This is a genomic window from Peribacillus simplex (assembly GCF_900156045.1).
Classification (GTDB): Bacteria; Bacillota; Bacilli; order Bacillales; family DSM-1321; genus Peribacillus; species Peribacillus simplex_D.
In genome coordinates, this window is the sequence record NZ_FTMX01000001.1 from 805,531 (window position 1) to 826,141 (window position 20,611).

At 41.3% G+C, this 20,611-nt stretch carries 21 protein-coding genes; 13 read left to right on the forward strand and 8 right to left on the reverse strand.

The features are described 5' to 3' along the window. Positions 1-442 precede the first annotated feature (442 nt). The 3 genes from cccA (at position 443) to BW986_RS03850 (ending at position 2,849) form a co-directional block, all read left to right on the forward strand. On the forward strand, positions 443-811 hold the full coding sequence (gene cccA / locus BW986_RS03840; RefSeq protein ID WP_076365258.1) for a cytochrome c550: 369 nt from the start codon (positions 443-445) through the stop codon (positions 809-811). 215 nt (positions 812-1,026) lie between these two features. Beyond that, positions 1,027-1,734, forward strand: coding sequence for a tRNA (adenine(22)-N(1))-methyltransferase (locus BW986_RS03845; protein WP_076366291.1), 708 nt, complete (start codon positions 1,027-1,029; stop codon positions 1,732-1,734). Then, positions 1,731-2,849 carry a Nif3-like dinuclear metal center hexameric protein gene (locus BW986_RS03850; RefSeq protein ID WP_076365260.1) on the forward strand — a complete coding sequence of 373 codons (1,119 nt, stop codon included), beginning with the start codon at positions 1,731-1,733 and terminating at the stop codon, positions 2,847-2,849. The genes BW986_RS03845 and BW986_RS03850 overlap by 4 nt, the downstream gene beginning before the upstream one ends. A 48-nt stretch (positions 2,850-2,897) precedes the next feature. Here BW986_RS03850 and BW986_RS03855 read toward each other — a convergent pair whose 3' ends face one another. Together BW986_RS03855 and vrrA are read right to left on the reverse strand one after the other, a co-directional pair. Beyond that, positions 2,898-3,842, reverse strand: a complete 945-nt coding sequence (locus BW986_RS03855) for a 4-hydroxy-3-methylbut-2-enyl diphosphate reductase (RefSeq protein WP_076365262.1) — start codon at positions 3,840-3,842, stop codon at positions 2,898-2,900. A 126-nt stretch (positions 3,843-3,968) separates the two neighbouring features. Further along, positions 3,969-4,655, reverse strand: coding sequence for a VrrA/YqfQ family protein (gene vrrA, locus BW986_RS03860; protein ID WP_076365264.1), 687 nt, complete (start codon positions 4,653-4,655; stop codon positions 3,969-3,971). A 422-nt stretch (positions 4,656-5,077) separates the two neighbouring features. Here vrrA and BW986_RS03865 point away from each other — a divergent pair, with 422 nt between their 5' ends. Together BW986_RS03865 and BW986_RS03870 are read left to right on the forward strand one after the other, a co-directional pair. Further along, positions 5,078-6,391: a DEAD/DEAH box helicase gene (locus tag BW986_RS03865; protein ID WP_076365266.1), complete on the forward strand. Its 1,314-nt coding sequence runs from the start codon at positions 5,078-5,080 to the stop codon at positions 6,389-6,391. 12 nt (positions 6,392-6,403) lie between these two features. After that, positions 6,404-7,300 carry a deoxyribonuclease IV gene (locus BW986_RS03870; RefSeq protein ID WP_076365268.1) on the forward strand — a complete coding sequence of 299 codons (897 nt, stop codon included), beginning with the start codon at positions 6,404-6,406 and terminating at the stop codon, positions 7,298-7,300. Between the two features lie 103 nt (positions 7,301-7,403). On the opposite strand, the gene BW986_RS03875 is transcribed toward BW986_RS03870, so the two are convergent. After that, positions 7,404-7,664 carry a DUF2624 family protein gene (locus BW986_RS03875; protein ID WP_076365270.1) on the reverse strand — a complete coding sequence of 87 codons (261 nt, stop codon included), beginning with the start codon at positions 7,662-7,664 and terminating at the stop codon, positions 7,404-7,406. A gap of 214 nt (positions 7,665-7,878) precedes the next feature. On the opposite strand from BW986_RS03875, the gene BW986_RS03880 reads away from it, so the two are divergent. Genes BW986_RS03880 through BW986_RS03890 form a run of 3 tightly spaced genes read left to right on the forward strand, consistent with a single transcriptional unit; the run spans position 7,879 to position 9,939 of the window. Further along, positions 7,879-8,643 carry a metal ABC transporter ATP-binding protein gene (locus BW986_RS03880; protein WP_076365272.1) on the forward strand — a complete coding sequence of 255 codons (765 nt, stop codon included), beginning with the start codon at positions 7,879-7,881 and terminating at the stop codon, positions 8,641-8,643. A gap of 21 nt (positions 8,644-8,664) precedes the next feature. Further along, the gene (locus BW986_RS03885) at positions 8,665-9,498 is read left to right on the forward strand and encodes a metal ABC transporter permease (RefSeq protein WP_034308452.1); all 834 of its coding nucleotides are present in this window, start codon (positions 8,665-8,667) and stop codon (positions 9,496-9,498) included. Positions 9,499-9,513: 15 nt separating this feature from the next. Beyond that, a complete protein-coding gene (locus tag BW986_RS03890) occupies positions 9,514-9,939 on the forward strand; it encodes a Fur family transcriptional regulator (protein ID WP_034308449.1) in 426 nt (141 codons plus the stop codon). Positions 9,940-9,975: 36 nt separating this feature from the next. Here BW986_RS03890 and BW986_RS03895 read toward each other — a convergent pair whose 3' ends face one another. After that, on the reverse strand, positions 9,976-10,560 hold the full coding sequence (locus BW986_RS03895; protein WP_076365274.1) for a 5' nucleotidase, NT5C type: 585 nt from the start codon (positions 10,558-10,560) through the stop codon (positions 9,976-9,978). Positions 10,561-10,727: 167 nt separating this feature from the next. Between BW986_RS03895 and BW986_RS03900 the strand changes: the two genes are divergently transcribed. Further along, on the forward strand, positions 10,728-11,198 hold the full coding sequence (locus BW986_RS03900) for a DUF308 domain-containing protein (protein WP_260320729.1): 471 nt from the start codon (positions 10,728-10,730) through the stop codon (positions 11,196-11,198). A 90-nt stretch (positions 11,199-11,288) separates the two neighbouring features. On the opposite strand, the gene ispG is transcribed toward BW986_RS03900, so the two are convergent. The 4 genes from ispG to BW986_RS03920 form a co-directional block, all read right to left on the reverse strand. Beyond that, complete coding sequence (ispG, locus tag BW986_RS03905; RefSeq protein ID WP_185116925.1) at positions 11,289-12,401, reverse strand: flavodoxin-dependent (E)-4-hydroxy-3-methylbut-2-enyl-diphosphate synthase; 1,113 nt, start codon at positions 12,399-12,401, stop codon at positions 11,289-11,291. A 202-nt stretch (positions 12,402-12,603) separates the two neighbouring features. Then, positions 12,604-12,936 carry a LysM domain-containing protein gene (locus BW986_RS03910; protein WP_076365277.1) on the reverse strand — a complete coding sequence of 111 codons (333 nt, stop codon included), beginning with the start codon at positions 12,934-12,936 and terminating at the stop codon, positions 12,604-12,606. A gap of 112 nt (positions 12,937-13,048) precedes the next feature. Continuing rightward, a complete protein-coding gene (locus tag BW986_RS31185; protein ID WP_142244522.1) occupies positions 13,049-13,183 on the reverse strand; it encodes an anti-repressor SinI family protein in 135 nt (44 codons plus the stop codon). Positions 13,184-13,504: 321 nt separating this feature from the next. Further along, positions 13,505-14,272 (reverse strand): DUF1189 domain-containing protein, encoded by a 768-nt coding sequence (locus tag BW986_RS03920; RefSeq protein WP_076365279.1) that lies wholly within the window; start codon positions 14,270-14,272, stop codon positions 13,505-13,507. A gap of 163 nt (positions 14,273-14,435) precedes the next feature. On the opposite strand from BW986_RS03920, the gene BW986_RS03925 reads away from it, so the two are divergent. The 4 genes from BW986_RS03925 (at position 14,436) to BW986_RS03940 (ending at position 20,479) form a co-directional block, all read left to right on the forward strand. Continuing rightward, the gene (locus BW986_RS03925) at positions 14,436-14,921 is read left to right on the forward strand and encodes a DUF456 domain-containing protein (protein WP_076365281.1); all 486 of its coding nucleotides are present in this window, start codon (positions 14,436-14,438) and stop codon (positions 14,919-14,921) included. 135 nt (positions 14,922-15,056) lie between these two features. Beyond that, positions 15,057-15,665, forward strand: coding sequence for a superoxide dismutase SodA (gene sodA / locus BW986_RS03930; protein WP_076365283.1), 609 nt, complete (start codon positions 15,057-15,059; stop codon positions 15,663-15,665). Positions 15,666-16,896: 1,231 nt separating this feature from the next. Continuing rightward, complete coding sequence (locus BW986_RS03935) at positions 16,897-18,117, forward strand: MFS transporter (protein ID WP_076365285.1); 1,221 nt, start codon at positions 16,897-16,899, stop codon at positions 18,115-18,117. Between the two features lie 193 nt (positions 18,118-18,310). Next, positions 18,311-20,479, forward strand: coding sequence for a peptidoglycan D,D-transpeptidase FtsI family protein (locus tag BW986_RS03940; RefSeq protein WP_076365287.1), 2,169 nt, complete (start codon positions 18,311-18,313; stop codon positions 20,477-20,479). Positions 20,480-20,611 lie beyond the last annotated feature (132 nt).

Consider the following 20,611-nt stretch of genomic DNA (forward strand, 5'->3'; position numbering starts at 1 on the left):
TGTTGTTTTTAAAACGAAACGATTTAAGGTTGATTGGAGCGGAAGTGCGAGACTCCTGCGGGAGCAAGCGGGACAGGTGAGATCCCACAGGAGTTTACGCCGAGGAGGCTCACCGCCCGCCCCGCGGAAAGCGAGCATCTGGAGGGGAAATCAACCACACCACTTTACTTGGAAAATAGCAACAAAGTAAGCGAAAACAGCCTTACTTTTTATTAATATAACCAGCGGTTTTAAATAATGATTTTAGGGTATCATGAACATATGTAAGAAAAAGTAAAATGTTTGGAAATATACATAAGTTTTTGACAATTTTAAGAAATTATATAATATCTTCTATTTTTGGGCTTTTACTTGAAACTCTTTTCAAGTAAAATAATATATAGCTGTTTGTATATAATATTAATTATGGTAAGTTTAGGTTCTACATAGGGGAGGAAATACTATGAATCGCAATGCAGTAATGCCTTTTATTATTATCATGGTTTTTGGTATTGGACTTATGTTTTTACTTTCGTTTAAAGGTTTGGGTGATGCCAAAGATCTTGCTAAGGAAAAAGAGGGCGGCGAAAAGACAGAAGAAACAGAAAATGCCTCAGCATCACCTGAGGACATTTATAAGCAAAACTGTATTTCTTGTCATGGTGATGCCTATCAAGGCGGTGTCGGGCCTGCTCTAAAAGGAGTTGGCGATCGTCTGTCGGTGGACGAGGTTAAAGAAGTAATCACTAATGGACGAGGTGCCATGCCACCAGGTTTAGTAGAGGAACAGAATATTGACGCCATGGCCGAATATATTCATGGACTGAAATAAGTCATGAAACTGACTCAAGAAATCGTTGGAAAGCGAGCTTTTTGAGTCAGTTTTTCATTTTTCGGAAAAAGAAGATTCCAGATGGAAGGTTTCTTTTGCCCACTGATAGAAAGGGCCCTGTTTCTCCTTTCTGTAATTTTTCGATTGAACTTGGTATAATCGAATGGGAAAGTAATTATAGTAAGACATTATTTGAATTAAGAGAGTTGATAAATATGAATCATGAAAAACTATCGATGAGATTAGAACGTGTTGCCATACATATACCAAAAGGAAGCATCCTTGCAGATATAGGTTCAGACCATGCTTACTTGCCATGCTATGCGGTGACTAACGGCTTGTGTGACAGCGCTATAGCAGGTGAGGTTGTAGAAGGTCCCTATCAGTCAGCACGCAAGCAAGTGGCAATGACGGGGCTTGGGGACAAGATAGAGGTCCGCAAAGGAAACGGGCTTGAAGTATTGAATCCTGATGAAGCGACATGCATTACGATTGCAGGCATGGGTGGGACGTTAATATCAAGTATATTGGAAAGCGGAAAAGGGAAACTCGGCAAGGCAGAAAGGCTTATCCTTCAGCCTAATGTAGGTGCGGCGAATGTTCGCAGCTGGCTAATCGAAAACGGCTGGGAACTTAGTGGAGAGGAAATCCTTGAAGAAGATGGGAAAATCTACGAGATCTTAATTGCCAAAAAAGGAGACCCGCTCCGCCCTTATGGGGTGAACAAGCAAGCCGGCCTCACTTTCGGTCCATACTTAAGAGAGCAATTCAGTGACATTTTCATAAAAAAATGGCAGCTTGAGAAAAAACATTTGGAAAGAATCATCGAACAATTGGATGAAAGCGGAAGAAGCGGACTGGAAACGAAGCGCAATGAATTAAAATCTCAAATTTCAGTAATTGAGGAGGTGCTTAAAGGGTGAAGACAGTGAATGGCCACGAAATCATTGAAACGTTTGAACGATTCTCCCCAAAGCAATATGCAATGGAGGGAGATCCAATCGGGCTGCATGTCGGGCAGCTCAATAAGCCGGTTACTAAAGTGCTGATTGCCCTTGATGTGCTGGAAGAGGTTGTAGACGAAGCGATAGAACATGGCGTGGAATTGATCATCGCCCACCATCCGCTTATTTACCGACCATTGAAAAGGATCGATACAAACGCAGCTGGAGGCCGAATCATCGAAAAGCTGATCAAACATGATATCGCTGTATATGCTGCACATACCAATTTGGATGTTGCTAAGGGCGGAGTGAATGATTTACTTGCCGAAGCGCTACAATTGCAGGATACAGAGGTATTGATTCCAACTTACGAAACAGCTCTAAAGAAATTGGTCGTATATGTTCCAAAGACCGACGAACAAAAGGTGAGGGAAGCCCTAGGTAAGGCAGGGGCCGGAGCGATCGGGAACTACAGCAATTGTTCGTTTTCGGGAGAAGGTACCGGACGTTTCTTGCCAGGTGTAGGCAGTGAACCGGTAATTGGCTCTAAAGGAAAACTTGAAGAGGTAGCTGAAATGAGGGTTGAAACGATATTCCCGGAAAATATCGAGAAAAAAGTGCTAGCTGCGATGATTAAAGCCCATCCATATGAGGAAGTTGCTCACGATATATATAAACTGGAGAACAAAGGTGAGTCCCTTGGCTTAGGAAAGATTGGTGTACTTGCTGAAGAAATGACACTCGAACAATTTTCCGAACATGTGAAGCGGACCCTCGATGTTGAAAAAGTGCGTGTCGTTGGGGATTTGCAAAGTCCGATAAAAAAAGTGGCCGTTTTGGGCGGAGACGGCAATAAATACTTTACGACAGCGAAATTCAAGGGAGCCGATGTTTACGTTACTGGTGATATGTATTACCATACAGCCCATGACGCGATGATGATTGGATTGAATATCGTGGATCCGGGCCACAATGTTGAAAAAGTGATGAAAAAAGGTGTTGCACGAATCCTTGAAAAAATGTGCCGCGAAAAGAACTACGATGTTGAATTCATTCCATCCCGGCTGAATACAGACCCTTTCCGCTTCATTTAAATAACACGAAAAAGGCAGCCCTTAGTGGCTGCCTTTGTTTTTGTGCAATCATTTCTTCACTTTAATCTTAGGTAAAATCTTATGCAATGGCGTTTTCTTTTCAGTATTCCAAGTCGATTCATCATTTGCTTCGTATTGTTCTAGAAATGCGATAACTTCCTTCGTGATCGGAGTTGGTGTAGAAGCCCCCGAAGTGACGGCAACCGTTTCTGCATCCTTTAACCATTCAAGGTTCAACTCGGAAATGTCAGCGATTCGATAAGCTCTCGTGCCGGCAATCTCTTGGGATACTTGTGCAAGACGGTTTGAATTATTACTCTTGGGATCTCCGACAACGATTAAAACATCAGCTTCGCCGGCTTGCTCGGCAACCGCTTCTTGGCGAACCTGTGTCGCTAAACAAATTTCCTTATGGACTTCGGCATGCGGGAACTTTTCCTTGACCTTATCCATGATATCCAAAACATCCCATTGGCTCATCGTTGTTTGATTGGTGACAATGATCTTATCACTATTCAAAGTCAAGGCTTCCACATCTTTATCCTTTTGAACCAGGTGAACGACATCAGGAGCAACTCCGACAGCACCCTCTGGTTCCGGATGGCCTTTTTTGCCTATATAAATGATTTGATAGCCTTCCGCTTGTTTTTCCCGAATTAAGTCATGTGTTGCGGTAACATCGGGACATGTTGCATCGAGCGTCACAAGACCTTTTTTCTCAGCGATCTTCCTAATCTCAGGTGAAACGCCGTGAGCAGTAAAGATGACGGTTCCGCTGTCCACCTGTTCGATGATATCGTTGCGGTTGCTTCCGTCCAACGTGATGATGCCTTCTTCTTCGAACGCATCCGTCACATGTTTGTTATGCACGATCATTCCTAAAATGTAAATAGGACGTGGCAAGGTTTTATCTAAAGCCGCATTTCGGGCAATGACCATGGCATCGACAACGCCATAACAATAGCCTCGCGGGGAAATTTTAATCACTTTCATCTATGTGTCCTCCTTCAAGGCAAGAAACTCCCACTTTTTATACCTTTCTATTATATAAGACCATAGATGATATTACAAAACATCATATTTACATAAAATCAGTTATTGGAAAATTTTTTGTAGACTCTATATATAAAGCTTGGGTCCGGATGTTCTTTCCCTTTTCCTTTCGGTACGAACTTGGGCGATGGGGCTAGCTTCTTTAGCTTTATCTTCTTTCTTCGAATCCATTTTTACCTCACTGTTTTTTTGTTCCTCAACCTTTGGCCCGCTTTCGACGGGAGCTCCCTCGTCCTCGGTCTCACCGGCTGAGGATATGCTCCTGAAAACTTTCCACATGGAAGGCAGATTTTTAATCACTGGCCCGTATTGTTCCACCATAGGCGTGAATTGTTCCGCCGCCTGCAACACTTTTTGCGTGTTGGAAAGCATATTATTAAGCGAATCGGGGTTTTTTAATGTTTCTAAGATACCGCCTCCGCTGCTTCGTGAAGAACTTTTGTTAGTGGAAGCGGCTGGCGCAAACAAATTGGGAGAAGCTCCTTTTTGTTTCGACTTACCGAGTATTTTTGACAATAACCCTTCTTTCTTTGCTGGCGGCATTTCCTGCCGCTGCGGTTGGGCGAAAGGGCCTCGGAAACCTTGGGGTCCCTGTGGCATCTGCGGTCTGTTTTGGACCATCGGCCGCTGCATCTGCTGATAAGGATGGGGAATTTGCCGTGACTGTCTGAATGGAGCAGGGTGCTGCTGCATCCTTCGACCATTGGGTGGCTGAAAACCGGGTCCGGGCTGACGATTTCTATTTGGGAACATAGGTTTCACCTCCTCAGTTTTTATATGCGATGTAATCTTCTATATAAATTATGCAACTCGGCAAAAAAGGTTTGAGGAAAGAGTGACTGGGCAGTTGTGAAGTAACCGGAAAGAAGGTAAGATGGTAACGGTAGTCTTTTAGCTCCATGTCTGCGGGGGATACGCTATGACCAGGACAGGGGCTTTTCGTTTGCAAGAGTCCATTTTAAGAGAACTAACCTCAGCGCATGCGCTTTTTGTGTAATCCAGCTTCAGCGCCTAGCTCGTTGTGAAAAAGAAGATTGCCCTCACAAGGCAAAAAGCGCCTTATGGGACAATCCCTATTTTCTTCACGAGCAACCCCAGGCGCTTGCGCTTTTTGTGTAAAATTTATTATAATAACAGGACATGTCTAATGACTGACAGGATAAAGGAGTTTTTTGATGAAACAAAATCAATTTGAACGATTTAATTTGAAAAGCTACATTCTAGATGCGGTTCGTACTTTAGGGTTCGATAAGCCGACGGAAATTCAAGAGCGCGTGCTTCCGTCGCTTTTAAAGGGAAGTAGCTTAATTGGCCAGTCGCAGACAGGTACAGGAAAGACACATTCCTATTTGCTGCCGATCATGAACAGGCTTGATGCTGGTAAAAATGAAGTTCAAGCGATTATTTCCGCACCAACCCGTGAGTTAGCGAACCAAATCTACAAAGAAGCTTTGAAAATTGCTGACCATTTCCCTGAGGATGAGCAGATTCAAGTCCGTTGTTTCATTGGTGGCACTGATAAACAGCGAATGATAGATAAATTGAAGACACAGCCACAATTGGTAATTGGTACGCCGGGCCGGATCAAGGACTTGGTTGAAGCTCAGGCATTACAGGTGTATACAGCTAAAATGCTTGTAGTCGATGAAGCGGACCTTATGCTGGACATGGGATTCATTGAAGATGTCGATTTATTTGCATCACGTATGGCTGAAAAAATTCAAATGCTTGTCTTTTCGGCAACCATCCCAGAAAAATTGAAGCCGTTTTTAAATAAATATATGGAGAATCCAAAGTATGTTCAAGTGAATCCGAAGCAGGCGACAGCTTCGAAAATTGAACATGTTCTTATACCGCTTCGCCACCGTAACAAAGAGCAGTTGCTTCATGATATCATCGTCCGTTATAATCCATATTTGGCGATTGTTTTCACGAACACAAAGAAAATGGCGGATCATGTGGCTAATTCCTTGAGCGAAAAGGGATTGAATGTCGGCCGTATTCATGGGGATTTAACGCCTCGTGAGCGTAAAAAAATGATGAAGCAAATCAATGATTTGGAGTATCAATTCATCGTTGCGACAGATCTGGCTTCCCGTGGAATCGATATTGAAGGTGTAAGTCATATCATTAACTATGAATTGCCTTCAGATTTGGATTTTTATATCCATAGGACGGGTAGGACGGCACGTGCAGGATATTCAGGCATTGCCACTACCATTTACGATACTTCCGATGAAGATTCATTGAACCGCCTTGAAAAAATGGGCATTCAGTTCCGTGATGCCGATATCCAAAACGGTGATTGGGTTGATATCGAAGAACGTAATAAACGGAAAAACCGTAAAAAACAAAAATCTGATATTGATGTTAAAGCGAGCAGGCACGTCAAGAAGCCAACTAAAGTAAAGCCAGGGTACAAGAAGAAAATTCAACGTGATGTGGAAAACTTTAAAAAACGCGAACGTCGTATACAGAGAAAGAAATAGGGGAGAAATCAGATGCTGAAGATTGGATCGCATGTTTCAATGAGCGGGAAAGGGATGCTTCTTGCTGCGAGTCAAGAAGCGGCTTCGTATGGCTCCAACACATTCATGATCTATACAGGGGCCCCTCAAAATACAAGACGTAAAAAAATCGAGGATTTAAATATCGAAGCCGGAAGACTGCATATGGAGGAAAATGGAATCAGCGATATCGTAGTCCATGCTCCGTATATCATTAATATAGGAAATACCACGAATCCAGCCACATATGAGCTTGGAGTCAACTTCTTACGCAGCGAAATCGATCGGACCGAAGCGATTGGCGCAAGGCAAATCGTACTTCATCCAGGTGCGCATGTTGGTGCAGGCAGTGAACTGGGAATCAAGAGGATCATCGAAGGGTTGAATGAAGTGCTGACTGCCGACGATAAAGTTCAGATTGCCCTTGAAACGATGGCGGGTAAAGGTTCTGAATGTGGCAGGTCTTTCGAGGAACTGGCGATGATCATTGATGGTGTAACCCATAATGAAAAATTATCAGTTTGCTTCGATACTTGCCATACTCACGATGCCGGATATAATATCATCGAGGATTTTGATGGCGTACTGAATGAATTTGATAAATTGGTCGGTATTGACCGTATCAAGGTCCTTCACATAAACGATAGCAAAAACGAACGCGGCACCCATAAGGACCGCCATGAAAACATTGGGTTTGGTCATATTGGTTTTAAGGCGCTGAATGATATTGTACACCATCCTCAATTAAGCAATGTTCCGAAAATCCTGGAAACACCTTATGTAGGGGAAGACAAGAAAGACAAAAGGGCACCTTATAAATTCGAAATTGATATGTTCAAGAATAATCAATTTGAAGAAGATTTATTGGAAAAAATCAGATTCCAACAATAATCATAATAGAAAAGGACGATTCATTGAAATGAAGATGAATCGTCCTTTCATTTTGCATTTGGATTAAGTATGCACAAGACTGTCAGCAACAGGCTTAAGATCTTTAAAAAGTGGAAGTAAGGTTGTTGAAGAGGGATTCTATCTCCCTGGCTGTGCTTGCTCCGGCAACTTTTGTAATTTGACCAAGTACGTTCTGTCTTTGACGTATATCAAAAATGTTAATATTTTTACCGGCTAGAAGTGCAGTGATATCCTGTGCTTGTTTTTGAGTGAGTGCAACCTTATGCTGTTTAGCAAGGGAAAGCAGTTCATCGGGGCGTATATTGTTGATTTTATGATTGACCATCATTTCAAATAATTTCAAACGATCTCCTCCTTTGTTAAAACATATGAAGGAGGAAGACGTATTTGAACATGAAACTTCGTTTTGGTTACGGTAAATTGGTTCAGATAACATTTTTTTGTGATTCAGGGCGTATCGGCACTTGTCAAGAAGACCGGATTCTTTACATCTGGAGTTCTTTGATTTATACTAACGATTGTTAATCGTAATGATTCTTAAAAAATAGGTGATCTCTTTGGATAATGTAGTAAACCCCATAGTTAAATTTGAAGATATATCTTACAAATATACAAAAGATCTAGTGCTGGAACATGTTTCACTTGAAATTCCCAGAGGGGCCTTCTTAGCTATCGTCGGGCCAAATGGGTCCGGTAAGTCAACGCTTTTGAAGTTGCTGCTTGGTCTGTTTAAGCTTCAAAAGGGCAAAATTGAAATATTCGGGGAAGACATACGACGCTTTAGAGATTGGCAAAAGGTCGGGTTCGTTTCCCAAAAGGCGAATTCCTTCAACTCAGGATTCCCTGCCACTGTTTTTGAAGTGGTTCAGAGCGGTTTGACCAAAAAAATTGGCTTGTTTAAGTTTGCAGGCAAAGAGGATAAGCAAAAGGTGAAGAAGGCTCTGGAATCCGTGGATATGCTTGAATATCAGAACCGTAATATCGGGGAATTGTCCGGAGGCCAACAGCAAAGGGTATTCATTGCCCGTTCACTGGTCAGCGAACCGGAATTGATGATATTGGATGAACCCACGGTTGGCGTTGATTCAAAAAACGTCAATCAATTTTATGAAATGCTTGAGATGTTGAATAAAAAATTAGGAATAACCCTGATTTTAGTAACCCATGATGTTGGTACTGTGACCGATAAAGTCACACACGTTGCCTGCTTGAATAAACAACTTCATTTTCATGGGGATGCCCGTGAATATAATGAATTGGATGAAGGTGAGCTCTCGTCCATTTATGGACATGGGGTCCAATTTTTAAATCATGATCATTAATATGTTTTGGAGGATAGCCCAATGATATCGGGGATATTGCAATTTGAATTTTTGCAGAACGCATTCTTGACCGGAATCATCATCGGAGCGATTGCGCCATTAGTGGGCGTTTTTGTCGTGGTAAGGCGGATGTCGATGATTTCCGATGCGCTTAGTCATGTAGCGCTTGCGGGTATAGCGTTTAGTTTATTGCTGCAGAAGAGCTTTCTATCTTTAGCAGGATTGAATCCACTTTATATTGGAATGGCGTTTTCTGTAGGTGGTTCATTATTCATTGAAAAATTAAGAGGGGTGTACAAGCATTACCAAGAGCTTGCAATCCCGATCATAATGTCCGGCGGCATGGGTCTTAGTGTCATTTTCATATCCATTGCAGATGGTTTCAATACCGATTTATATGGTTATTTATTCGGCAGTGTCAGTGCCGTCAGCCGAGCGGACCTGTATGTCATTTTGGCAGTGGGGTTAGTCGTTGCATTGATGCTTACCTTATTGTATAAAGAATTATTTCTGTTATCTTTTGATGAAGAGCATGCCAAAGCGTCTGGAATACCTTATAAAGCGATTCATTTCATTTTTATTGTCATGGTTGCATTGGTCATTGCGGCTTCCATGAAAATCATTGGCATATTACTTGTTTCTTCGCTCATGACGCTCCCGGTAGCAGCTAGTCTCCGCTTTGCGAAGGGCTTTAAGCAGATGATTGGTTATTCGGTATTATTCGGTGAAGTTTCTGTCATTGGCGGATTATTCTTATCATACAACCTTGACCTTGCTCCTGGTGGGACCATTGTAATAATAGCTGTACTAATTCTCATCTTGTCAATTTTGTTTGATAAGTGGAAAAATCGATAGATGGGGTGATGTATTTTGAACGTAACTACTGCCATGCAACTTTTAAAAGATAAAGGTTTTAAGCATACAGGAAAGAGGGAAGAAATGCTTCAGCTTTTCTCTTCCAGTGATAAATATTTAACGGCCAAAGATGTATTGGAGAATATGAAACAGGATTATCCAGGGTTAAGCTTCGATACGATTTATAGGAACCTTTCCTTATTTGTCGAACTGGGCATCTTTGAAGCGACTGAGTTGGAAGGGGAAAAGCGTTTTCGTTTTACATGCGGTCATTCTTCCCACCATCACCACTTCATCTGTTTGAATTGTGGAAAAACGAAAGAAATCGAACTGTGCCCGATGCAGGAACTTCAGGAAAGCTTGAAGGACTACGATGTTTCGGGGCATAAATTTGAAATTTACGGTCGCTGTCCCGCATGCAGTGTATCTTTGGAAGCATAAAAACCATTGACCTCCAGTCAATGGTTTTTTCTTTTCTTATTTTATACTTGCCACTTTCCCTGACATCCAATTATTCACCCAGGCTGAGGCTTCTTGCCAATTGTTGACCCGAATCACCCTTTCAGGCACGGGATCTTGGTTGTAGGGGGTATTAAATAAAATCACGGGGATTTTACACTCTTCCGATATCGCCACTGCGTTATCATGCTTGTCCTCTAAAAAGAGATCGACTTCGAATTTTTTGGCTGCAGCAATCTTATCGTGTGAACCTACAAGTTCTATATGATCATAAAGGACTTGATTAGTCGTGAACCAATTTTTCGTTACATCCAATAGACGGGTGCTCCTGGCACTGATGAAATAAAGGTTGGCTTGTTCTGTCCATTTTTCCAATACATCTTTCGCACCATCAGCCAATAAGGATTCGGAATAGATGAGTGGCTCGGTCTCAATGAACCATTTAGTGAAATCCTCTTTTGGAACATTCACGAAAGGAAATAAGTCATATTCGGTAATGTCTTCATAAGCTAAATTCAGCTGAAAAGCTTTATTTAAAAAGGGGACCATGGAATCAGGTCTTGTGACAGTCCCGTCTATATCGATGCCAAAACGTTTTTTCATGATGAATCTCTCCTCATTTTCAATACTTGTAATAGTGTAACATATCCCTTCATAGCTTTGGTAAAAACCCGTATTTATTTCCAAGACATGAAACCATTTTCACGATGGTTCCTGCAATTTTTACATACACTATAAATGCTTCACAAACGAAAGTGAGGGATGCGCGAATGGAAAAAGATCAATACTCCAGTATTGACGATGAAATGCAATTGGCGAAAGAGAGCAATGAACCATCCGTTGTGGATGATCAGCATCATGAGCGATATTATAATGAAGATGCACCTGAAGAAGACAGACGATATGAGAATCGTGGGGCCATAACCAATATGGATAATCGGTATCAGGAAGAAACGTCTGCCGAGATTTCTACACCACCTCAGCGAATCAGGTCATATAGAAATGATGAGCCTGCAGAGGATAATGGTTCGGGGGAGGTGGCATCAAGAGGAAAAGCGATTGGTGTCATAGCATTGATCATCTCCATTTTATCGTTATTCATGATGCCTTTCATTTTAGGGATTGCAGGGATCATTGTAGGAATAGTGGCCAGAAGCCGAGGATCGAACCTGGGTACTTGGGCCATCGGCATAGGTGCAGTCTCCATTATCGTTGCCATATTCATCCTGCCGTTCTTTTAGCATCATTAAACCCTTTGATGTCATTATGCATCAAAGGGTTTTTCAAATAAGACAAAAAAATCCCGAATGATAATTCGGGATTTTTTTGTCTTATTTATTTAGTGTAGCTGCAACAGCAGCTTCGGCTCTTTGTTTTTCATAGTACTCTTCAGCGATTTTGTCAATTTCCTTTTTCAGTTCCTCGACCATCGTCTCTTCAGGCACTTTACGTACGATTTGACCTTTTCTAAACAGTAAACCTTCACCTCGGGCCCCGGCAATGCCGATATCAGCCTCACGGGCTTCTCCAGGACCGTTTACTGCACAACCAAGCACTGATACCTTGATTGGTGCTTTAACCGTCTGGATGTACTCTTCAACTTCATTGGCGATGGAAATCAAATCAATCTCGATTCGACCGCAAGTAGGGCAGGAAATTAAAGTGGCCATGTTAGAAGCAAGGCCAAATACTTTTAGAAGCTCCCTTGCCACCTTCACCTCTTCGACAGGGTCGGCACTTAAGGAAACACGCATCGTGCTCCCGATCCCTTGGCTTAGGATGGCACCCAAGCCGGCAGCGCTTTTTACGGTCCCGGAGAACAGTGTCCCTGATTCCGTGATCCCAAGATGTAAAGGATAATCGAATGCTTTTGAAGCTTTTTCATATGCTTCGATGGCTAAATTGACATCGGAAGCCTTCATGGAAACGATAATGTCATGAAAATCGAGGTCTTCCAGGATCTTGATATGGTGTAAAGCACTTTCCACCATTCCATCTGCTGTCGGGAAGCCATATTTCTCGATGATTTTCTTCTCGAGGGAACCGGCATTTACCCCGATGCGGATTGGGATTCCTTTAGCCTTTGCAGCTTTCACGACTGCTTCAACCTTTTCACGGCGTCCGATATTACCAGGATTTATCCTGATTTTATCGGCTCCGCCTTCAATGGCCTTCAGAGCAAGTTTGTAATCGAAATGGATATCGACTACAAGAGGGATGTTTATCCGTTTTTTTATCTCAGAGATTGCATCAGCTGCCCTTTCATCTGGACAGGCGACACGTACGATTTGACATCCCGCTTCTTCAAGACGAAGGATTTCTGCAACAGTTGCTTCAACATCATGTGTTTTTGTCGTTGTCATGCTTTGTACGATAACTTCATTATTGCCGCCAATCGTTAAGTTTCCGACTTTAATTGGCCGCGTCTTGGTGCGATGTATGATTTCACTCAAGTGGAATTCTCTCCTTTAGGAAAAAATCAGTTTTGATTTTTAATTTGCTTCTCTGAAATATTGTATCAATGTACATACCGCTTGACAAGGAAATAGGACGCATAAACTTTTTTCAATATGAGACATTTCCTATTTCAGGATATACCTGGTGCTTGGAAATCCCTTTAATTGGGAGCGCAGATCCTTTTGACCGTTATTTATAAACGGGAATCTTATATGTTTTGCCAATCTGCATATTTTCGGGCTTCAAACCTTCATTCAAACTTTGAAAATCAGCGATGATCGTTTCGATTGGCTGATTGGACCCGCCTTTTTCCGTTTCAACGATGGAGAGTAAGGTATCCCCGGGTTTCATGGTGATTTCTTTATAAGCGGCAGATGGTGCGGATGCAGGCTGGCTGGCCGGCACGGCCGTTTCGTTTGTAGAGGCCGGTGGATGGGAAGCCGGCAGGGTACCCGTTGTCAAATCAAAATAAATAATAAATAAAGTGAAACAGAATGAGATAAAAAGCAGTAGCCGTTTCAATTTTCCATCCTCCCAAGCTTGTCTTTAATTCATCATACTTGGAGGGGGCAAAAAATATGCCTAAAAATGGGCGATTTTTCAAATGGAATGTGAGAGGGACCAATCAAATTTTCTATTCCGGCTGAGTAATATCCTTATTATTTGAATGTGTGCTAAGAAAGGAGCGAATTTCCTTTGGGGTCAGACCAATCTTTTTTGCCTCAATTATGAGTAACAACCACTGTACATCAATATGACTCTCCTTCATGTCTATCACCTCTTAAATACTATTTCAACCATAAGTATAGGAATAACTTGGTGAGTATTTTGTCGAATTAAGTAGATATAAAAAAATGATGACTGTAGTCATATGAGGGGAAGGCATGAATACCCGATTTTATTTTTTAGCAAGGTGGCGAATCTCAATTTGCAGACAAATGGGGTTCCATCTAAATTTTAAAACAAAGTCGATTGGAGTGAGTGTCCTACGTTCCAATCAACGTTAGGATTATACAAATCCATAAAAGACTGTAGGCAAACTTGATTCTCATCGAGTTTGCCTACAGTCTGGGTTCGAATCTTTTTAATGTCAATTTCCGATCTTATTGGCTGATGTTTCTTTAATGGATAAATATAGCATCATCAATGTCACAAACCAGCTAATGATGGAAGCGAATGGTACAATTGCTTGAAAAGCATCCATGATGGTGAAGAATATGGTGGCAAGCGTTATGCTGTATGCACCGATTCTCCAAAGATGCCTATAGGAAAGAGGACGGCCAAGAGCATTTTTGAAAAAAAGACCGAATGCGGCAAGGATTGTCACTTTAATGAAGATTCCGCTAGCAGTAAACAGGTATAATATAAGTAGAAGCAATGGAAGGATGATCGGCAGTACAGATTCCACTGAATCAAGCCATGTGGATATTTCCTGATTATCTCCCTCCAGAACTGAATATGGAGAGGATTGCACGTTGCCTCCGGATACGAAAACCAGATCAGACTTTAAAAGCGCGACAGCCTCATCAGCTTTTGCTGCTACTTCTTCCGGGGTCAAGGCTCCCGTACCATCTACAAAAATTTGATATCCGTTTTTATTCAGGCTAAATGGCTCATCTTTTTCAGTCGTCAACGTGCCATTTTTGATTTCAAATGGCGGTAAGTCTTCGGATACGGTTTCGTGCATGGCATCTATCCCGTCAGCTACCATTGTACCGAAATAAAAAGCTGAAGGGAGAAAGGCGATGAGACTTATAAAGAAGACGAATAAAATCGTTTTCCCGATACCTTGGTTTTGAAAGGAAGCGATATCTTTAGGAGAATATAAGCTTACCCACAGTTGTTTGAATATGTTCAATGTTTTCAGCACCTAACTATATAAGATTCCTTACCAATTTTAACTATATGGGAAAAATAAAACAACCTGTATTCCGCTTCATTGGTTTCAACCATCAGCAATGAGGTAATTATGGAGAGATAAAGTCAAATTATAAATGAAATGAGAAAGGGGCGTTTTAGTTATGGATACACTATTTTGGGTGATAATTACCCTCATGTTCATAATGGGATTTGTCGGTCTGATTTTTCCAATCATCCCAAGTGTTTTGTTCATTTTCGGCGGAATATTGTTATATGGACTATTTTATTCTTTTGAACCATTTGGCTGGTTTTTCTGGACGGTCCAAATATTATTCGTCATCCTTTTATTCGCAGCCGATTATATTGCGAACATGGTCGGGGTCAAAAAGTATGGCGGCACGAAAGCGGGAATTTGGGGCAGTACGATCGGGCTGCTGGTCGGGCCATTCGTGATTCCGTTCGTCGGTATACTAATAGGGCCATTCATCGGGGCATTCCTGGCTGAGATAATAGTACATAAAAAAGACCCGGTTACTGCTTCAAAAATCGGCCTTGGTTCCGTGGTAGGCTTTATAAGCAGCGTAATCACAAAAGGCATCATTCAACTTCTGATGATTGGATATTTTATATTCGTGGTATTCTCATAGGAAATAAAATGAAAAATTGAGGCATAAGGTTTGAAACGGTTACAAAAATTTGATACTCTATTGCTAGCGAGCTTTAGGTATCTTTCGAGAACTGAAGCCCTCAAAAAAACAGCTTACATAGGGAGGAATTTTATTATGGCTTTTGAACTTCCACAATTACCGTATGCATATGATGCATTAGAACCGCACATCGACAAAGAAACAATGAACATTCACCACACTAAACATCACAACACATATGTGACAAACCTGAACAATGCGCTAGAAGGCAACCAAGAACTTCTAAGCAAAAGCGTTGAAGAAATCGTCGCTAACCTTGACGCAGTACCTGAAGCTGCTCGTACAGCTGTACGCAACAATGGTGGCGGACATGCTAACCACACTTTATTCTGGGAAATCCTTTCACCTAACGGCGGCGGACAACCAACTGGTGAATTAGCGGATGCTATCACTTCAAAATTCGGAAGCTTTGACAGCTTTAAAGAAGAGTTCGCTAAAGCTGCTACTACTCGTTTTGGATCTGGCTGGGCTTGGCTTGCAGTCAACAACGGCGAGTTGGAAGTAACAAGCACACCGAACCAAGACAATCCACTATCAGAAGGTAAAACACCGATTCTTGGATTGGACGTTTGGGAACATGCTTACTACTTAAACTACCAAAACCGCCGTCCTGAATACATCAATTCTTTCTGGAATGTTGTAAACTGGGATGAAGTTGCAAAACGTTACAGTGCTGCAAAATAATTTGTAATTAAAAAAGACAGGATTCCTTTTGTGAAAAGGAATCCTGTCTTTTTTTTGTTTCTTTTATCCGAACGGGAACATTAAAGAAAAACAATATTAAGGCAACTCGTATGGCTGTTTCGCCAAAAGAAGTGAAAGAAATTAACGAGTAAAAGCTGCAAATATACGAGAAACGCACAAATTCACGAGTAAAAGCTCAAAATTCACGAGTAAAAGCTCAAAACTCACGAGTAAAAGCCCGAAATTCACGAGTAAAAGCATCGAATTCACGAGTAAACACTCAAAATTCATGAATATCCCCTTCGACTCCGCCAATCGAAGAGTTTTCTTTACACTGTTCTTGATTAAAGAGAAAAAGCCTTTAAGGAAAACAGTGTAAGGGCAACTGCTTCTCTGTATTCGCCAGTCGAAGAGTTTTCTTTACACTGTTCTTGATTTAAGAGAAAAAGCCTTTAAGGAAAACAGTTTAATTGCAACTACTTCTCTGTCTCCGCCAATCGAAGAGTTTTTCTTTACACTGTTCTTGATTAAAGAGAAAAAGCCTTTAAAGAAAACAGTGTAAGGGCAACTACTTCTCTGTCTTCGCCAATCGAAGAGTTATCTTTACACTGTTCTTAATTAAAGAGAAAAAGCCTTTAAAGAAAACAGTGTAAGGGCAACTACTTCTCTGTCTTCGCCATCCTGTCTTCGCCAGTCGAAGAGTTTTCTTTACACTGTTCTTGATTAAAAGAAAAAGCCTTTAGGGAAAACAGTGTAAGTGCAACTACTTCTCTGTCTTCGCCAGTCGAAGAGTTTTCTTTACACTGTTCTTAATTAAAGAGAAAAAGCCTTTAAAGAAAACAGTGTAAGGGCAACTACTTCTCTGTCTTCGCCAGTCGAAGAGTTTTCTTTACACTGTTCTTGATTAAAGAGAAAAAGCCTTTAAAGAAAACAGTGTAAGGGCAACTACTTCTCTGTCTTCGCCAATCGAAGAGTTATCTTTACACTGTTCTTAATTAAAGAGAAAAAGCCTTTAAAGAAAACAGTGTAAGTGCAACTACTTCTCTGTCTTCGCCAGTCGAAGAGTTTTCTTTACACTGTTCTTGATTAAAAGAAAAAGCCTTTAGGGAAAACAGTGTAAGTGCAACTACTTCTCTGTCTTCGCCAGTCGAAGAGTTTTCTTTACCTTTTTTTACATAAATTCTTTTGTTTTTTCAAACACTAGAGTGGAATTTAAAGGAGAGTTAAAACAATGGGTATTTTAGAGAGATGGTTGGGTGAAGCGGGAGGGAAGAAGGATTTGCACCTCCTTTTGTTTATTGGCGGGCTGTACAGCCTAAGTATTGCTTTATCCAATACATTCGTTAATGTGTACTTGTGGAAACAATCCGGTCAAATAGTTGATATTGCCGTATATAATCTAACCGTGGTGCTTTTTCAACCGCTTACTTTTGTCTTTGCTGGCAGGCTGGCGAAAAAGGTTGATCGAATCATTGTTTTGCGTCTGGGTGTTATCTTTTTGGCCCTATTTTATTTATCGGTCCTATTGGTCGGCACACGGGCTACGGATTTCCTTTGGTTGCTTGGAGGACTGTTAGGAATCGGTTATGGGTTTTATTGGCTTGCCTATAATGTATTGACTTTTGAGATAACTGAACCGGAAACAAGGGATTTCTTCAATGGTTTTTTAGGGATTTTATCATCACTTGGGGGAATGGTCGGTCCGATTCTTTCAGGGTTCATCATTTCGAGGCTAGAAAAATTCACGGGTTATTCCATTGTATTCGGATTGTCTTTGCTTTTGTTTTCCGTTGCGGTGTTTCTTAGCTTTTCGTTAAAAAGACGTCCAGCGCATGGCAGATACTGTTTCCTTCGGATATTGCAGGAACGGAAAAATAATCGGAATTGGCTCTTAATTACTCGTGCTCACTTTTTTCAAGGGATACGAGAGGGCACATTCATGTTCATCATTTCGATTACCGTTTTCATTCAGACGGATAGTGAACTTGCATTAGGGAGCTATGGTCTGTTAAATTCGGCCATATCATTCGTTGCGTATTTTTTTGCTTCACGGTATATAAAGCAGCCGATGCGAAAAAAAGCAATTCTTATTGGAGGAATCCTGTTGTATGCAGGTGTCTTATTGATTGCATTTGATATCACATTCGGGAAGCTTCTCATTTATGGGGCAATTGTCGCTACCGCTTATCCTATTCTTTTGGTCCCTTATATATCATTGACTTATGACATTATAGGACGCGCTTGGAAAGCAGCGGAAATGAGGATTGAATATATCGTTGTCAGGGAACTGTTCGTTCATATTGGAAGGATTGTATCCATATCAGGATTCATACTTTCCGTCATGTTATTCGACCTAAAGCAATTACTGCCGATTTATCTGTTAATCGTCGGTGCAGGGCATACCGTGATATATTGGTTTGTACGGAAAATCGATATCATTGACCAAGATTGAAAAGAGGCCTTAGAGGCCTCTTTTCAATATACATGACTTACGGTTTTAAAATTTATGAGCCGTAAGTCACTTTTTATGTAAAGTTCGTTAGATGTTTAATATTTCTAGAACACTAAGGTAGAAAAAAATATAAATGTTCTATAGAATAGTATAGGACCTATTATGACTATGTAAAAAGGATGTGTGGCTTAGTGTGAATAAAAAGAAAAAGAAAAAGACGCATGTGCCTTTCAGATTGAATATTCTTTTCTTTTTAGTGTTTGTTTTGTTTTCCGCTTTAATTTTACGCTTGGGTGTTGTACAGATTGTTTATGGTGATGATTACCGGCGTGAGATTGAAAGAACAGAGGAAGTGACCGTGAATAATTCGGTGCCCCGTGGGAAAATGTATGACCGGAATTTAAAATTGATGGTCGATAACCAACCACTGGATGCAATTACATATACACGAAAGCAAGGTACGAAACAAACAGAAATGGTGGAAACGGCTGAGAAACTCGCGAAGTTGATCGAAAAGGAAACAAACAAAGTGACTGAGCGCGATAAAAAGGATTTTTGGATTTTGAAAAATCCAAAGCTGGCCGAGAAAAAGATTACGGATAAAGAACGGAAAAAAGTGGCAGAGGGCGAGATGGAAGAAAGTGATTTGTATAAGCTTCAGCTTGATCGGATAACTTTAGATGAAATTAATCTTTCAGAAAAAGATCTGGAAGTCCTTGCCATCTACAGGGAATTTGCTAGCGGATATGCCCTTACCCCGCAAATTGTGAAAAACAAGAAAGTAACAAAAGAAGAATTCGCCAAGGTGAGTGAAAACCTTGATTCTCTTCCAGGGGTCGATGTATCTACAGATTGGGATCGTTTTTATACATATAATAAAACACTTAAATCTGTATTGGGTAAAGTTTCCTCATCTGAAGAAGGGTTGCCCAGTGAAAGCCTGAACTACTACCTTGCACGTGATTACAGCCGGAATGACCGTGTAGGTAAGAGTTATATTGAGGCGCAATATGAAGATATCCTCCAAGGGCAGAAAGCGAAAGTAAGGAATGTGACCGATAAATCAGGAAATGTCGTCGATTCCGAAGTGGTTACCGAAGGTTCGCGAGGAAAAGATCTTATATTGACAGTTGATATGGATTTACAGCTTGCAACAGAGGAAATCATTGAAAAGCAATTGATTGCCAAGAAAAAAATGGGTAACACCAAATTCTTGGACAGGGCCTTTGTCGTCATGATGGATCCCGATACAGGGGAAGTATTAACGATGGCTGGGAAGAAATATGAGAAGGACCCTAAAACGGGGAAATCCTCGATTGAGGACTTCGCATTGGGAAATATCACGACTTCCTATACAATGGGATCTGCAGTCAAAGGGGCTACCGTTTTAACCGGTTATCAGCAAGGTGCGATCCAGCCGGGTACCTACTTTTATGATACGAAGCTGAAAATCAAAGGTACACCAGCCAAAGGTTCATATAGTGACTTCGGGAACATTAATGATTTGACCGCATTGAAAGTATCTTCGAACGTTTATATGTTCAGGACGGCAATAAATATTGCAGGTGCGCATTATGTGCCGAATGAACCGTTGAATATTAGTTCAAGCGCCTTTTCGACCATGCGGAATTCATTTGCCCAGTTTGGCTTGGGTGTCCGCACGGGGATTGATTTACCTAATGAAATGAGCGGGTTCAAAGGTTCCGACGCATCTCCTGGTAAACTGCTTGACCTTGCTATCGGACAGTATGATACGTACACACCAATGCAGCTCGTGCAATATGTTTCAACCATTGCGAATGGCGGTAACCGCATGAAGCCGCATATGGTTAAGGAAATCCGCGATCCGGTTGATAATAATGAGGAATTGGGACCTGTTGCCGAAGACGTTTCACCGACTGTCCTTAATCGTCTTGATATGAAGGAAGAGTGGATTGAACGTGTTCAGAGCGGTTTTGATAAAGTTGCGATGGAACAAGGCGGAACGGCTTATACCTATTTTGGGAATAAATCGTATACAGTGGCAGCTAAAACCGGGACGGCGGAAGCATTCTATGATGGCCCGAACCGGTTGGATTATAGCGAGCCCCAAGAAACGATGAACATTACGCTTGTTGGCTATGCCCCAGCCAAAAATCCGGAGGTCGCTTTTGCGGTCGTTGTTCCGTGGGCATACCAAGGACATTCAGGCCACAGCATGAGTAAAGAGATAGGTGAAGAAATTATGGATACTTATTTCGAACTGAAAAAAGAACGGGCTAAGAAGGAAAATACCGAAACCTCGACTGATTTGAAGGTGGAGAATGGTAAAGACGTTCAAAAGGATCAGGCAGAAGTTAGGGAAAGCCAGGAAAATGAATAAAAGGTTAAAACACGTTTTCGGGTAAACCGAAAACGTGTTTTTTTGTGTTTTAAGAACGAGATCAGTACTGTTCCTTCGTCTTTACAAATAACACACAATTATTTACTGAACATTTACAAATGCTTTAAACGG